Source organism: Actinophytocola gossypii (assembly GCF_025165815.1).
Lineage (GTDB): Bacteria > Actinomycetota > Actinomycetes > Mycobacteriales > Pseudonocardiaceae > Actinophytocola > Actinophytocola gossypii.
In genome coordinates this window covers 375,295-387,744 of sequence record NZ_JAFFZE010000014.1, presented here as the reverse complement: position 1 = coordinate 387,744, position 12,450 = coordinate 375,295, and the positions used below count along the sequence as shown (strand labels likewise).

The 12,450-nt window shown below is 70.7% G+C and carries 12 protein-coding genes; 5 read left to right on the top strand and 7 right to left on the bottom strand.

What is annotated here, in order from left to right:
• Positions 1-20: 20 nt before the first annotated feature.
• Complete coding sequence (locus JT362_RS18365; protein WP_260192507.1) at positions 21-596, bottom strand: cob(I)yrinic acid a,c-diamide adenosyltransferase; 576 nt, start codon at positions 594-596, stop codon at positions 21-23.
• 33 nt (positions 597-629) lie between these two features.
• Positions 630-1,337, bottom strand: a complete 708-nt coding sequence (locus JT362_RS18360) for a hypothetical protein (protein WP_260192506.1) — start codon at positions 1,335-1,337, stop codon at positions 630-632.
• A 109-nt stretch (positions 1,338-1,446) separates the two neighbouring features.
• Between JT362_RS18360 and murA the strand changes: the two genes are divergently transcribed.
• Positions 1,447-2,721, top strand: a complete 1,275-nt coding sequence (murA, locus tag JT362_RS18355; protein ID WP_260192505.1) for a UDP-N-acetylglucosamine 1-carboxyvinyltransferase — start codon at positions 1,447-1,449, stop codon at positions 2,719-2,721.
• Positions 2,722-2,732: 11 nt separating this feature from the next.
• Here the strand turns inward: murA and JT362_RS18350 are convergent, their stop codons facing one another.
• The 3 genes from JT362_RS18350 to JT362_RS18340 all read right to left on the bottom strand — a co-directional run bounded on the left by JT362_RS18350 (position 2,733) and on the right by JT362_RS18340 (position 7,043).
• Positions 2,733-3,503, bottom strand: a complete 771-nt coding sequence (locus JT362_RS18350) for a DinB family protein (RefSeq protein WP_260192504.1) — start codon at positions 3,501-3,503, stop codon at positions 2,733-2,735.
• 327 nt (positions 3,504-3,830) lie between these two features.
• Positions 3,831-4,562: an alpha/beta hydrolase gene (locus tag JT362_RS18345; protein WP_260192503.1), complete on the bottom strand. Its 732-nt coding sequence runs from the start codon at positions 4,560-4,562 to the stop codon at positions 3,831-3,833.
• Between the two features lie 1,794 nt (positions 4,563-6,356).
• Positions 6,357-7,043, bottom strand: coding sequence for a DedA family protein (locus JT362_RS18340; protein ID WP_260192502.1), 687 nt, complete (start codon positions 7,041-7,043; stop codon positions 6,357-6,359).
• Positions 7,044-7,209: 166 nt separating this feature from the next.
• Between JT362_RS18340 and JT362_RS18335 the strand changes: the two genes are divergently transcribed.
• The 3 genes from JT362_RS18335 to ggt all read left to right on the top strand — a co-directional run bounded on the left by JT362_RS18335 (position 7,210) and on the right by ggt (position 10,857).
• Positions 7,210-8,361: a sensor histidine kinase gene (locus tag JT362_RS18335; protein ID WP_260192501.1), complete on the top strand. Its 1,152-nt coding sequence runs from the start codon at positions 7,210-7,212 to the stop codon at positions 8,359-8,361.
• On the top strand, positions 8,352-8,996 hold the full coding sequence (locus JT362_RS18330) for a response regulator transcription factor (protein WP_260192500.1): 645 nt from the start codon (positions 8,352-8,354) through the stop codon (positions 8,994-8,996). The genes JT362_RS18335 and JT362_RS18330 overlap by 10 nt, the downstream gene beginning before the upstream one ends.
• Positions 8,997-9,057: 61 nt before the next feature.
• Positions 9,058-10,857 carry a gamma-glutamyltransferase gene (ggt, locus tag JT362_RS18325; RefSeq protein ID WP_260192499.1) on the top strand — a complete coding sequence of 600 codons (1,800 nt, stop codon included), beginning with the start codon at positions 9,058-9,060 and terminating at the stop codon, positions 10,855-10,857.
• Positions 10,858-11,092: 235 nt separating this feature from the next.
• On the opposite strand, the gene JT362_RS18320 is transcribed toward ggt, so the two are convergent.
• The gene (locus tag JT362_RS18320) at positions 11,093-11,470 is read right to left on the bottom strand and encodes a DUF4267 domain-containing protein (protein WP_260192498.1); all 378 of its coding nucleotides are present in this window, start codon (positions 11,468-11,470) and stop codon (positions 11,093-11,095) included.
• Between the two features lie 96 nt (positions 11,471-11,566).
• Between JT362_RS18320 and JT362_RS18315 the strand changes: the two genes are divergently transcribed.
• Positions 11,567-12,136: a TetR/AcrR family transcriptional regulator gene (locus tag JT362_RS18315; RefSeq protein ID WP_260192497.1), complete on the top strand. Its 570-nt coding sequence runs from the start codon at positions 11,567-11,569 to the stop codon at positions 12,134-12,136.
• Positions 12,137-12,144: 8 nt separating this feature from the next.
• Here the strand turns inward: JT362_RS18315 and JT362_RS18310 are convergent, their stop codons facing one another.
• The gene (locus JT362_RS18310; protein WP_260192496.1) at positions 12,145-12,429 is read right to left on the bottom strand and encodes a hypothetical protein; all 285 of its coding nucleotides are present in this window, start codon (positions 12,427-12,429) and stop codon (positions 12,145-12,147) included.
• Positions 12,430-12,450: the final 21 nt, after the last annotated feature.

Genomic DNA, 12,450 nt, shown 5'->3' with positions numbered 1-12,450 from the left:
CGGTCCGTTCGCAGTAATCGTCAGTCGCGGTCGCCGCCGGGGACCCACAGCACGTCGCCGTCCGGGTTGGCCACCCGGCCGAGGACGAACAGCAGGTCGGAGAGCCGGTTGAGGTAGGTGGCGGCGAGGGCGTTGGTCCGCTCGCCGTCGACCTCGACGAGCCGCCACGCGCCGCGCTCCGCCCGTCGGGTGACCGTGCGGGCGACGTGCAGCAGGGCGGCGCCGGGGGTGCCTCCGGGAAGGATGAACGAGTCGAGCTTGCCCAGCCGCGCGTTGAAGTCGTCACACCAGCCCTCGAGGCGGCCGACGTACTCCTCGGTGATCCGCAGCGGCGGGTACTTGGGGTTGTCGACGACGGGCGCGCACAGGTCGGCCCCCACGTCGAAGAGGTCGTTCTGCACGCGGCGCAGCACGTCGACCAGCTCGGCGTCGAGGTTGCCCATGGCGACCGCGACACCGATCGCGGCGTTGGCCTCGTCGACGTCGGCGTAGGCCGCCAGCCGGGGGTCGGTCTTCGGAACCCGCTGCCCGTCACCGAGCGCGGTGGTCCCGCTGTCCCCGACCCGGGTGTAGACACGCGTGATGTGGACGGCCATGGTCCGCACGATACCGGCGGCGCGGTGCCGCACTCATCTCTCGTCCCGGTCGTCGGGTGGGTCGTCGTCACGGAAGAACCCCGCGACCGGGGTGTCGGTGGCCTCCCCGGCGGTCCGGCCGGGTCGGCGGAGCATCAGGTCCCTGATCAGCAGCCCGACGTTGACCAGGGCGATCAGCATCAACCCGAACAGGCTGAGCCAGAAGCCGATCTCCGCGTGGATCATCTCGTCGACGATCTGGTCGACGTCCGGCATGGCGGCCTGCTCCCCGTCGGAGAGGTTCTCCGCGTCCGCCCGCAGCTCCGTGGCGAGGTTCGACCGCGCGACCAGCTGCGTGACCAGGACCGCCGCCGCGGCCAGCAGGGCCGTGCCGACGGCCAGGTACGACCGGGCCCGGCCGCGCGGGCGGGGGAGCAGCGGCACCACGATCCCCGCGAGCAGGACCAACCCGGTGACGATCGCGAGAACCTGGACGCCCGGGTCCGGCGGCGGCTCCTGGCCGTCCCCGCCGGGCAGTTCCCCGGCCATGTCGGCGAGGTCCGGGGGAACCTCCACCTCCGGTTCGGCGCCGACCGCGAGCTGCCCGCCGCTGTAGTCGGCGCCGATCGACCCGACACCGGGCACCTCGCAGGACACCGACAGGAACGGGAGCAGCAGGAACAGCAGCAGGACCAGCAGGAACCCGGTCGGACTCGCCAGCCTGGACAGCGCGGTGTCCGACCGGTCGGTCTGCGCGTTCATGGCGTCCCCTCTCGTGACGGCGGCAGGCTAGCGGACGGGCGGACGGGGTCGTCGGCGAACCACGGGGCGTGCGCGAGGGATTCATCCGGCTCGGGCATGATGGGCGCTCGTGACAGAGCACTTCCAGGTCCACGGTGGCGCGCGACTGGCCGGTGAGGTCGAGGTCGTCGGCGCCAAGAACAGCGTGTTGAAGCTGATGGCCGCCGCGTTGCTGGCGGAGGGCACCACCACGCTCACCAACTGCCCGCAGATCCTGGACGTGCCGCTGATGGCCGAGGTCCTGCGCAGTCTCGGCTGCGAGGTGACGATCGTCGGCGACACGGTCACCATCAGCACACCCGCCGAGCTGAACCACCGGGCGGACTCGGCCGCGATGGGCAAGCTGCGGGCGTCGGTCTGTGTGCTCGGACCCCTGGTCGGCCGCTGCAAGCGAGCGGTGGTGGCGATGCCGGGCGGGGACGCGATCGGCTCGCGCCCCCTGGACATGCACCAGAACGGCCTGCGCCAACTGGGCGCGCGCAGCGAGATCGAGCACGGCTGTGTGGTCGCGGAGGCCGAGGGCCTGCACGGCGCGCAGATCTGGCTCGACTTCCCCAGCGTCGGCGCCACCGAGAACATCCTGATGGCCGCGGTCCTGGCGAACGGCACGACGGTGATCGACAACGCCGCGCGCGAGCCGGAGATCGTCGACCTGTGCACGATGCTGCAGCAGATGGGCGGCAAGATCGAGGGCGCCGGCACGTCCACCCTGACGGTTCATGGTGTGAACGCCCTGCAATCCACCGAGCACCGCGTCATCGGCGACCGCATCGTCGGCGCCACCTGGGCCTTCGCCGCCGCCATGACCCAGGGCGACGTGACCGTGCGCGGCGTCGACCCGCACCACCTCGACCTGGTCCTGGAGAAGCTGCGTACCGCCGGCGCCGAGGTGACGATCCAGAGCGACAGCGCGTTCCGGGTCGTGCAGAGCGACCGGCCCACCGCCGTGGACTTCGTGACCCTGCCGTACCCGGGTTTCGCCACCGACCTGCAGCCGTTCGCCATCGCCCTGTCGTCGATCGCCGACGGCACGTCGATGATCACGGAGAACCTGTTCGAGGCGAGGTTCCGCTTCATCGAGGAGATGGTCCGCCTGGGCGCCGACGCCCGCACCGACGGCCACCACGCCGTGGTCCGCGGCGTCCCCAAGCTGTCCAGTGCTCCCGTGTGGGCCTCCGACATCCGCGCCGGCGTGGGCTTGGTGCTGGCCGGCCTGTGCGCCGAAGGGGTGACCGACGTGTGGGACGTCTTCCACATCGACCGCGGCTACCCGGGCCTGGTGGAGAACATGGTCGCACTGGGTGCCGATGTCCGCCGCGTGGCCGAGGCCCCCGACCGAGCCTGATCGTGTAGCCGCTACTGGCCGACCCGCCCGTCGATCCGTTCCCGCAGGAGGTCGGCGTGCCCGCAGTGCCGCGCGTACTCCGCGATCTGCGCCATCAGCATGTCGCGTAGTTGCAGGTCCGCGCCGTCCGGCCCGAGGTCGGAGACGCCGGCGTTCCGGGAGCCGAGGTCATCGACGCCCGCCACGAACCGGTCGGTGAGTTCGACCTCGGTTCGCCACTGCCGCCAGGCGTCGGCCACGACGGCAGGGTCGGCGATCGCGCCGTTCCAGTCCCCGTCCCGGTCGTCGTCGGTGCGGTAGAGCTTGGGCGCGTCCTCGCCGCCCATGACCCGGCGAAGGTGCCGTTCCTCCTCGGTCAGGTGCCGTACGAGTCCGAGCAGGGACATCGTGGACGGGGGGATGGAGCGCCGAGCGAGTTGCTCGGCGTCGAGGCCCGCGCACTTCATCTCCAGCGTGAGGCGGTAGTAGCGCAGGTAGTCGAGCAGCATGCCGCGCTCGTCGGCGCTTTCGACACCGGTCTCCCGCGGATCGTCATCCGGGTCGACCCACATGTCGGGGTAGACGGTCGCGTCCGTCCAACGAGTCGCGCCGGTCGCTGCGGTCGCGGCGGTCGCGGCGGTCGGGCCGGTCGCGCTGGTCGCGGTGGTCGCGGCGGTCGGGCCGGTCGCGCTGGTCGCGGCGGTCGGGCCGGTCGCGCTGGTCGCGGTGGTCGCGGCGGTCGGGCCGGTCGCGCTGGTCGCGGTGGTCGCGGTGGGCCCTGCCGAATCCTCCGACGAGGTCATTCCCGCATTGTCGGCCGCGCCGCCCCCGCCTGCCACCGATTAACCAGCCAGAGCCCGGTGATTCGTCGTGCACCTCCCCCGAGGGTCCAGCACCGCCACAAGTACCTGGCGTTCGCCGAGTTCCGGGTCGACCCATCCGACAGCGCGGCACGCTCGGCAGCTTCCGCCGGAGCCGACGGAAATTCGCTCCGAGTCGCTCGCCCGACCGTTCGGGCGCGAAATGGCCGCACGCCGAGGTCGGACGGTACACACCAGTTCGCCGTCGAAAGGCCGCCTGTCTCTCGAGAAAGACGTCCCAACATCAGCCGTCACCCAAACGTCCGGGTCTCACATCAGATGCCGGGCGAAGAACCGATTCCCCGCGTCCCCCTCGAATGGTGGGACGCCGGTGTGCCCGCCCATGTTGGCGTGCAACGTCTTTTCCTTGGAACCGAAGGCGTCGAACAGATCCAACGCCATCTGCCGATCGTTCCCTTCGTCGTCCCACTGCAGTAGAACGTGCAGCGGAATGGTGACCCGCCGCGCTTCCTCGAACGTGATGCGCGGCACGAAACTCCCGGCGAACAGAAGGGCGGCCGAAATACGCGGCTCGACCACCGCCAGCCGAACACCGACGGCGATGACCCCACCCGCGTACCCGACCGTCCTCCCGATCCCCGGCACCGAAAGGAGGACGTCCAGCACGCCCCGCCATTCCGGAACCGCCATATCCACCAACGGAACAACGAGCCGATCGACGATGTCGTCGTCGACTGGTCGGCCGCCCTCCAACGCCCGAAGCAGATCGGCCCGCGCCTGCTCCGCGGCGGCGGAACGAGGCCGCTCCCCGCCCCCGGGAAGCTCGATGGTGGCCGCGGCGAAGCCCTCCGCCGCGGCGTGCCGAGCCCGGGCCATCAGCCGCGGGTACATGTTGTCCAGCCCGCCCGGGTGCCCGAGCAGAAGCAGCGGTGCCGGTGCGGGCGTGGATGCGGGCGTCCACAGGAGTCCCGGGATCTCCCCGATGGTGAATCCGCGTTCGAGGACACCGTCGTCGAAGCGCTGTTCGGACGTGAATCGCATGGTCGTGCCTTTCGGGAGTGCTCGTGAACGGCGCTCCCGGACGACCTATCGCCCGACCGTGACCCCAGCGCGGAGCACCCATGTCGATCCGGTCACGGGTACCACCTCCTCGCTCTCCCGCACGGCTTCCCGAAAGCTAGCAGCGACTGCCGCGGACCACGAACGGGTTTTCCAGAGGCTCCGGGACCGGACGCCGCAGAGCCGTATCTCAACACCCCGTACGTGCTCAACACCCGGATGCCGCTGATGCGATCTACCGCCGCGGCTCGGTACACACTCTGAGGGTATCGAACCGACAGCACCGGCCGGTTGCTCGCCCTGGCCCCGCTCACGGCCCAGTGCGAGCCAGTTCCGCCGCGGTCACGGCCGAGCCCCGGACCAGCCCTCGGCACGGCCCCCGACACGGCAATGGTCGGGGCTGAAGCTCAGCCCGAGCTACGGCCCGGTCGCGGCCTCGGCCGCAGTCGTTGCCCAGCCCGAGCTACGGCCCGGTTCTGGTCACGGCCGCAGCTCTGGTCGCGGCGATGCATGTTCTGGCCCTGGTCATAGCCGAGCCCGAACAGCCCTCAGCCATGGCGATGATCGTGGCCAAGTCTAGCCCGATCACGGCCTCGGTCGCGGCCTTTGGCCCCCAATCGACGCTCATTGCGATCTGCGGGCACAGCTCTGACCACTTCACGGCCCTGGCCCCGGTGCGAGCCAGCTCGGCTGCGGTCACGGGGGGAGCCCAGACCAGCCGGGTCACGGCTCAAAACTACGGGACCTGGTCGTGGTCACGGCTGCCCCGAGCCACGGCCCGATCGTCGTCCCAGTCGCGGTCGAGGCTCACCTCGATCCATGGCCATGGCCATGGCCATGGCTACGGCTTTGGCAACGGCTTTGGCCACGGTCATGCCCCGTCCGAAGCCAGCTCAGTCGCGGTCAGCACCCCGGGCCAGTCCCGGTCGTGGGTCGTCCCTCGACCGCGGGTCGTGGTCATGGCTGCGGCCGAGCCGAAACCCCGGTCGCGGCCCCAGCCGAGTCACGACCAGGGCCCTGGTCACCGCACGCTGGCCTTGGCCTTGGCCTTGGCCTTGGCCTTGGCTCTGGCTCGGGTCCCGCTCTGGGTTGGCTCGGCCCTGACCCCGGTCCGAGCCAGCCCTTGGCACGGCCCCCAGCCACGGCAATGGTCGTGACTGCAGGTCAGCCCGAGCTACGGCCCGATCCACGGCCCGATCCACGGCCACGGCCACGGCCACGGCCACGGCCACGGTCACGGCCACGGCCACGGCTGTGGCCAGGCTCTGGCCACGGGCATGGTCAGTGCGAGCCAGCTCGGTCGTGGTCACGGCTCAGCCCGAGCTGTGGCGGCAGGCGACCGTCAGCAGAGCCATGCATATTGCCGGTGGGGCCACAGTCCTTGGCGTGGGCGTAGCCCATGGGGGCTGGATATTGGCGGCTGTTCTCGGCGCTTGTTGGGTAGGGCCCGCCGACAGGGCTACGACTGTGTGCTTGCCGTCGTATCGCAGCGGCGTGCGCTCCAGGTCCGCGGTGTGCTGCGGTGTGGGGGCGAGGCCACGTTCGGCGGCGCTGCCGGTCGTCGAGCGGGTGGCGGGCTGGGTGCTGCGCTTCGAACGGAGTGGGCTGGGCTTTGCGGCTGCGTTGGCGCCTCCCTTCTGCCGCTGTTCGTACTCTCGATCTTTGGGGGATGTCGGCGTTTGGGGTTCTGTGAGTGGTGCTGGCTTGTGGTTTGGTACGAACGCTGACCGGTGGGTCACCTAATGCGGTCAGCGTTCGTGGTGGTGGGCTAGGGGGTTAGGGGTGTGGGTGGCTGCCGGTTGGGGTCGTCTCCTGCTTGGACTTCTCCCTGCGGCGGTCGCGGAGGCGGTGTACGACGAAGACGACGATCGCCAGGACGACCAGGCCGATGACCACCTTCTGGAAGATGCCGGCGTACTGGTCCACGACCTGCCAGTTCGCGCCCAGCATGTAGCCGGCGATGACGAAGCCGGAGTTCCAGATCAGGCTGCCGAGCGTGGTGAGCGACAGGAACTTCCACAGCGGCATCCGCTCCACACCCGCGGGTAACGAGATCAGGCTCCGGAACAGGGGCACCATGCGGCCGAAGAACACCGCCTTCGTGCCGTGTTTCTGGAACCAGCGTTCGGTTCGGTCGAAGTCGGACGCCTTCATCAGGGGAGCGCGGGTGATCAGGGACCTGGTGCGGTCGCGGCCCAGCCAGGCGCCGAGGTAGTAGGTGAGCATGGCGCCGGCGACCGATCCGACGGTGGTCCAGATCAGGGCGCTGATCAGGCTCATGGTGCCCTGGCTCGCGGCGAACCCGGCCAGTGGCAGCACGAGCTCGCTCGGCATCGGCGGGAACACGTTGTCGATGCCGACCAGCAGCGCGGCTCCTGGTCCACCCAACCTGTCCATCAGGTCCACGGCGAGGCCGGCGATGCCGTCCACCGGCTCGGCTTGGGCGGCTAGAGACAGGTTCATGCGGGTGGGCCTTCCTTGGGTGTTCGGTTGGTGTCGATCTCCACGCTACGAATCTGGGGGTGGGTCGGCCATGTGGTGAACCGCAAAACTCGGTGGGTGAATACCTCAGTAGGACATTGCGGTAAACCGCAGTACGGTGCCGCCGCACCCTCGGTAACGTGGCCATATGCCCAACACCGCCCTCCTTCGGCGCGCGTTCGAGGGCACCGTCGGGCTCGTTCTGGGCAGCCTCGTCGCAGTGGTCGAGACGCCCTTCTTCCTCCTCGCGGTGCCCTTGCAAGCGGTGCCGGTGTTACGTCCCTTCGTACACGCGAGCGCCCGCCGCCTCGCCACGGCCGACCGCGGCCGCGTCAACCGCTACCTCGGCACCGGCCCGGCCGTCGACGCCGACTTCACCGGCGAGCGCGCGCTGCGATTCCTGTGCCTGCGATCGCCCGTCGGCCTGCTCGGCATGAGCATCTTCGTACTGATCCTCTGGGGCGCGGCCAGCGGCGCGCTCATGCTCTGGCAGATGCTGAACGGCGAGGCGATCGGCGGTGATCCGGCCGAGACCATGGGCTGGAGCGACCCGATCGTCGTCGTCGGGCTGGGTGCGATGCTCGCGTTCGTGGCCGTGTGGGGGCTCATCGGCGTCGCCCGGCTGGAGGGGATGCTGATCAGGTACTACCTGGGCCCGAGCGAGGAGGAGCTGTTACGCGAGCGTGTGTCCGAGCTGGCCACGACCCGCGCCGGCGTGGTCGAGGCCGTCAACCAGGAGCGCCGCCGCATCGAACGCGACCTCCACGACGGCGTGCAACAGCGACTGGTCGCGCTGGGCCTGTTGCTCGGCCGTGCCCGCCGCGCGACCGACCCAGACCGGCTGCACGAGCTGATGCGGCTCGCCCACGAGGAGGCCCAGCAATCCCTCGCCGACCTGCGGGACGTCACCTGGCGGGTGTACCCGACCGCGTTGGACGAGGGTGGACTGCATCCCGCTCTGGAGACGGTGGCCGAACGATCCAGCGTCCCGGTGCGCCTGGTCTACGAGTTACCCGACCGGCCCGACCTGGCAACCGAGACCGTCGCCTACTTCGTCGTGTCCGAAGCGGTCACCAACGCGATCAAGCACGGTGCGCCGAATCGGATCGACATCGGTGTGCGTCAGAGCGGCTCCTGGCTGGAGGTGCGGGTGTGTGACGACGGCCGAGGCGGCGCTCAGCCCACCGGCACGGGCCTGTCCGGCCTGGCCCGGCGAGTGGCCGCGGCGGACGGCGAACTCGACGTGGTCAGCCCGACCGGCGGGCCGACGGCCGTCACCGCGAGGTTGCCATGCGCGTGACCCTGGCCGAGGACTCGACCCTCCTGCGCGAGGGCCTGGTCCGGCTGCTCGTCGAGGAGGGCCACGAGGTCGTCGCCGCGGTCGGTGACGCCGCCGCGCTGGTCGCCGCCGTCGCAGCCGACCAGCCGGACGTCGTCGTCACCGACGTACGGATGCCGCCCGGCCACACCGACGAGGGGCTGCGTGCCGCGCTGGAGGTGCGTGACCGCTGGCCGGAGGTGGGCGTGCTCGTCCTCTCGCAGTACGTCGAGAAGCGCTACACGGCGGAGCTGATCAGCGACGACCGTGGTCGGGTCGGCTACCTGCTCAAGGACCGGGTCGCCCAGGTCGCCGAGTTCCTCGACGCGCTGGAGCGGGTGGGCGGCGGCGGCGCGGCGTTCGACCCGGAGGTGATCCGCGGGCTGGTGGCGCGCACGTCGCACGTGGACCCGCTCGCCAAACTGACCGAACGGGAACGTGCCGTGCTGCAGAAGATGGCCGAGGGCCATACGAACGCCAACGTCAGCAAGCTGCTGCACATGTCACTGAGCGGGGTGGAGAAACATGTGAACTCGATCTTCGACAAGCTCGACCTGTACCCACGGACGGGCTACAGCCGACGAGTGCTCGCGGTGTTGCGGTACCTGGGTTCGTAGTCGTTGTGCACGACCGGCATGACGGGTATGAACTAGAAGGCACCTGACGGAAGGGGTTGGCATGCGCACCCGCCGCATCGGTTCGGCACTGTCGGTCGGTCTCCTGCTCACGTCCGCGCTCGTGGCCGGTGGCGTCGCGGCCTCGGCCGACCACCGGCCGAGAGGGGAGGAACACCTCGCGGTGGGCTACGGCGGCGCGGTCGTCTCCGACACTCCCGAGTCCACCGAGGCCGGGCTCAAGGTCCTGCGCCGAGGCGGCACGGCGGCCGACGCCGCGGTCGCCGTCGCGGCGACGCTCGGGGTCACCGACCCCTACGTCGCCGGGCTCGGCGGTGGTGGCTTCTTCGTGTACTACGACGCGCGCACCGGCCGGGTGTCCACGATCGACGGCCGCGAGACCACCCCGATGGCCGGCGACGAGACCATGTTCATCGATCCGGAAACCGGCGAGCCCTACCCGTTCGACAAGGCCGTGACCAGCGGGTTGTCGGTCGGCGTCCCGGGCATGCTCGCCACCTGGGAGCGCGCGCTGGACCGGTGGGGCCGGTTCGACCTGGACGACATGCTCGAACCCGCGATCCGGGTGGCCGAGCGCGGCTTCGTGGTCGACGAGGCGTTCCGCTCGCAGACCGCCGGGAACGCCGAGCGGTTCGCGCAGTTCAGCTCCACCGCCGAACTGTTCCTGCCGGACGGTCGGGTACCCGAGGTCGGCTCCCGCCTGCGCAACCCCGACCTGGCCGACACCTACCGCGAGATCGCGCGCCACGGCACCGGCGCCTTCTACCGCGGGGCGATCGGCCGCGACATGGTCGACGCGGTGCGCACGCCGCCGCTCGCCCCGGACGCCACCATCGACCCGCCGCAGGGCCTGATGACCATGGCGGACGTCAAGGACTACCGCACCATTGACCGCCGGCCGACGCGGTCGAGCTACCGCGGCTACGACGTCTACGGCATGGCGCCTCCCTCCAGCGGCGGCATCACCGTCGGCGAGTCGCTGAACATCCTGGAGCAATTCGACCTGTCCGAGATGGAGCGGGTGTCGGCCCTGCACCACTACCTGGAGTCCAGCCGGCTCGGGTTCGCCGACCGGAACCGCTACATCGGCGACCCGGCCTATGTGGACGTTCCGCAGCGCCAGCTGCTGTCCGACCGGTTCGCGCGGCAGCGCGCCTGTCAGATCGACCCGGACGCGGCGGCGACCAGCCCGGTACCGCCGGGCGACCCGTTCGGTCCCGGCGGGTGCGTCGACACCGGGGAAGCGACCCCCGGAGGCAACCACGGCGCGCACACCAACCACCTCGTCGTGAGCGACAGGTGGGGCAACGTGGTCTCCTACACGAACACCATCGAACAGCTCGGCGGCAGTGGGATCGTCGTGCCGGGCCGGGGCTTCCTGCTCAACAACGAGCTGACCGACTTCAACTTTGCGCCGACGCAGGGCGACGCGCCCGACCCGAACCTGGCCGAGCCGGGCAAGCGGCCGCGGTCGAGCATGTCGCCGACGATCGTGCTCAAGCACGGCGAGCCGTTCCTCGCGGTGGGGTCACCCGGCGGGACGACGATCATCACGACCGTGCTGCAGATCCTGGTCAACCGGCTCGACTTCGGGATGAACCTGCCCGAGGCGATCGCGGCACCCCGCGCTTCGCAACGGAACGCGCCGACGACCCTGGCGGAGCCGGCGTTCCTCGAATCGGCCGGCCCGGCACTCGAGGCGCTCGGCCACCGGTTCAGCACCAGCTCGTCCATCGGGGTGGCGGCAGGTCTGGAGTTCGCCCGGCACGGGAAGGTCATCGCGGTGGGCGAACCGGTCCGCCGAGGCGGCACGTCCGCGGGGGTGGTTCACCCGACCCGGTGAAACCCGACCGGCGCGGACCGGGGGCCACCCGCGACCGCCGCGGACCGGGGCTACCCGCCGCCGCGGACCGGGGCTACCCGCCGCCGCCGCGAACCGGGGCTACCCGCCGCGGCGGACCGGGGCTACCCGCCGCCGCGGACCGGGGCTACCCGCCGCGGCGGACCGGGGCTACCCGCCGCGGCGGACCGGGGCTACCCGCCGCGGCGGACCGGGGCCACCCGCGGCTGACACGTCATCAGGCGACGAGCAGTAGCACGCTGGTCGCCAGCATCACCGCGGCGGTGGCCCCGTGCACGCCGTAGACGGCCGACCTGGGCCCGTTACTGCGCGCCACGATCAACGCGTCGGCGGCGGGTATGGCGGTGGCCGCCAGCATGACCCAGCCCAGTAGGTGCGGTGTCGCTCCTACCAGCACGATGAGGAGGAGCGCCCCCAACGCCGTGTCGCGCGCGGCCTTCACGGCCAGCCAGGCCCGGACCGTGTGGTCCTCGGTCGGCGTGCCGGGGATGCCGAAGCCGAGCGCGGCCCGCGGCACCAGAAGGTTGCCCGCTCCCATCAGGACGACACCCGCACCGATCAGTCCGGCGAGCACGTTGGCGACGTAGCTGAGCATGGTTCCTTCTTCCGTGAATGAAATCTAGCGGCGCTAGAGATAATAGCGACGTTACGCTGCCCTCGGCAGGATGTCTAGCGTTGCTACGATCCACCCATGTCCGCCGTCAGCGACCGCCGCGAACGCGAACGCGCCCACCGTCACCAACTGATCATCACGGCCGCGCGCGAACTCGCCGAGACCGAAGGCTGGGAGGCCGTCACCACCCGCCGGCTCGCCGAGCGCGTCGAGTACAGCCAGCCGGTGCTGTACAGCCACTTCAACGGCAAGGACGCCATCGTGAGCGCCGTCGCCCTGGACGGGTTCGGCGAACTCGCCACCCACCTGCGCCGCGCCCGGCGGAACACCCCAGAACACGCCCTACGCGCCGTCTGCCGCGCCTACCTGGGGTTCGCGGCCGAGCGCCCCGCCCTGTACCAGGCCATGTTCATCCTGCCCACCGACCTCAAGTTCGCGAGCGCCGAGACCCCGCCCTCGCTGCGAGCCTGCTTCGACGAGTTCGTCCACTGCTTCGGCCAGGACGACGAGCGACGTGAACTGTTCGCCGAGGTCGTCTGGAGCACCCTGCACGGCCTGGTCGTCCTGGCCGACAGCGGTCGCATCCCCCCGGCCGGGCAGGAGGAACGGCTCGACCTCCTCGTCACCCAGCTCGCCGGCACCGGCTGACCTCGGCGTCAGTCCCGGAGCAGCGTCCGGACGGCCACGTCCTGATCGGTGGGGAAGACGAGGACCCGCCAGTGTTCGCCGTCCTCGGCGGGGACCGTGGTCGTGGGGACACCAACGGACCGCAGTCGTTCCTCCACGATCCGGGCCGCGGTCGCGGACGGAACCGTGGCCACCGAACGCAGCAGGCCGTACTCCTTGCGGTGGGCCTTGTCGGTGTCGAGGTTCGACGCCCACCACAGAACCACCGCCAGCACGCCGATCACGCCCAGCGGGACGAACAGGGTGTACGCCACCCTCCCATTGTCCTCCGTGCG

Bases quoted from the DNA above. Each gene is read 5' to 3' on its own strand.
- JT362_RS18315 (WP_260192497.1), top strand. From the start codon at position 11,567: ATGTCCGCCGTCAGCGACCGCCGCGAACGCGAACGCGCCCACCGTCAC.
- JT362_RS18335 (WP_260192501.1), top strand. From the start codon at position 7,210: ATGCCCAACACCGCCCTCCTTCGGCGCGCGTTCGAGGGCACCGTCGGG.
- JT362_RS18365 (WP_260192507.1), bottom strand. From the start codon at position 596: ATGGCCGTCCACATCACGCGTGTCTACACCCGGGTCGGGGACAGCGGG.
- JT362_RS18345 (WP_260192503.1), bottom strand. From the start codon at position 4,562: ATGCGATTCACGTCCGAACAGCGCTTCGACGACGGTGTCCTCGAACGC.
- JT362_RS18320 (WP_260192498.1), bottom strand. From the start codon at position 11,470: ATGCTCAGCTACGTCGCCAACGTGCTCGCCGGACTGATCGGTGCGGGT.
- ggt (WP_260192499.1), top strand. From the start codon at position 9,058: ATGCGCACCCGCCGCATCGGTTCGGCACTGTCGGTCGGTCTCCTGCTC.
- JT362_RS18330 (WP_260192500.1), top strand. From the start codon at position 8,352: ATGCGCGTGACCCTGGCCGAGGACTCGACCCTCCTGCGCGAGGGCCTG.
- JT362_RS18350 (WP_260192504.1), bottom strand. From the start codon at position 3,503: ATGACCTCGTCGGAGGATTCGGCAGGGCCCACCGCGACCACCGCGACC.
- JT362_RS18360 (WP_260192506.1), bottom strand. From the start codon at position 1,337: ATGAACGCGCAGACCGACCGGTCGGACACCGCGCTGTCCAGGCTGGCG.
- JT362_RS18340 (WP_260192502.1), bottom strand. From the start codon at position 7,043: ATGAACCTGTCTCTAGCCGCCCAAGCCGAGCCGGTGGACGGCATCGCC.